Source organism: Colwellia sp. BRX10-9 (genome assembly GCF_014077405.1).
Lineage (GTDB): Bacteria > Pseudomonadota > Gammaproteobacteria > Enterobacterales > Alteromonadaceae > Colwellia_A.
In genome coordinates, this window is the sequence record NZ_JACGVV010000077.1 from 1 (window position 1) to 1,928 (window position 1,928).

The following is a 1,928-nucleotide window of genomic DNA, read 5'->3' on the forward strand; positions in this document are numbered from 1 at the left end:
TTAAATACCGATGGTAGTTATACCTTCACACCTAATGATAATTTCAACGGTGCTGTTCCTGTTATTACATATACAGTTACCGATGGTGCTGGTGACACTCAGAGTTCGACCCTAACTATTTCAGTAACTCCAGTGTCTGATCTGAGCGATGATAGTGAAACTGTCACAATAGCAGAAGATACAACCGCAACAGGTAATGTCCTCGATAACGCAGCAACTGCAGACGGTCCTTTAACTGTTACAAGCTTTACGGTTGGTGGGAATACGTACAATGCAGGTGATACGGTTACCCTTACGGAAGGTGAGTTAACTTTAAATACTGATGGTAGTTACACTTTTACACCGAATGATGATTTCAACGGTGCTGTACCCGTTATTACTTATACCGTTACAGATGGTGCTGGTGATACCGAAAGTTCTACGCTAACAATTTCAGTAACTCCAGTTTCAGATTTAAGTGATGATAATGAAACCGTTTCTGTCGCAGAAGATACAACCGCCACAGGCAATGTGTTATATAATGCTGAAACAGCAGATGGTCCAATGACCGTCACTAGCTTTACTGTCGGTGGTAATACATATAGTGCAGGTGATACCGTTACTCTCACTGAAGGTGAGTTAACTTTAAATACCGATGGTAGCTATACCTTCACACCCAATGACAATTTCAATGGTGCTGTGCCAGTGATCAGCTACACCGTTACTGATGGTGCTGGTGATACTCAGAGTTCTACCCTAACTATTTCAGTGACACCGGTTTCAGATCTAAGTGATGATAGTGAAACTGTCACAATAGCAGAAGATACAACAGCAACAGGTAATGTCCTCGATAACGCAGCAACTGCAGACGGTCCATTAACTGTCACCAGTTTTACTGTTGGTGGGAATACGTACAATACAGGTGACACGGTTACTCTTACGGAAGGTGAGTTAACTTTAAATACCGATGGTAGTTATACCTTCACACCTAATGACAATTTCAACGGTGCCGTGCCAGTGATCAGCTACACCGTTACCGATGGTGCTGGTGACACTCAGAGTTCTACCCTAACTATTTCAGTGACACCGGTTTCAGATCTAAGTGATGATAGTGAAACTGTTTCTGTTGCAGAAGACACAACTGCCACGGGCAATGTTTTAGACAATGCAGAAACTGCCGATGGTCCAATGACCGTCACCAGCTTTACAGTTGGTGGGAATACGTACAATGCAGGTGACACGGTTACTCTTACGGAAGGTGAGCTCACCTTAAATGCAGACGGTAGCTACACTTTTACACCGAATGATAACTTCAATGGTAGCGTACCCGTTATTACTTATACAGTTACCGATGGTGCTGGTGATACACAGAGCTCTACCTTAACAATTTCAGTAACTCCAGTGTCTGATCTGAGCGACGATAATGAAACTGTCACTGTTGCAGAAGATACAACAGCAACAGGCAATGTTTTAGACAATGCTGAAACGGCAGACGGTCCAATGACCGTCACCAGCTTTAGTGTTGGTGGGAATACGTACAATGCAGGTGATACGGTTACTCTTGCGGAAGGTGAACTCACTTTAAATGCAGACGGTAGCTACACTTTTACACCCAATGACAATTTCAACGGTGCTGTGCCTGTTATTACTTATACCGTTACTGATGGTGCGGGTGATACACAGAGCTCTACCTTAACAATTTCAGTAACTCCAGTGTCAGATTTAAGTGATGATAATGAAACCGTTTCTGTCGCAGAAAATACAACCGCCACAGGCAATGTGTTAGATAATGCTGAAACAGCAGATGCTCCAATGACCGTAACGAGTTTTACTGTTGATGGGAATACGTACAATGCAGGTGACACGGTTACTCTTGCGGAAGGTGAACTCACTTTAAATGCAGACGGTAGCTACACTTTTACACCGAATGACAACTTTAATGGTGCTGT

The 1,928-nt window shown here is 43.2% G+C and carries 1 protein-coding gene; it reads left to right on the top strand.

The window, feature by feature from the left end; genetic code table 11:
- Positions 1–1,928, top strand: a 1,928-nt coding sequence (locus H4J69_RS19500) for a tandem-95 repeat protein (protein ID WP_182252054.1), incomplete at both ends; no start/stop codon positions are given.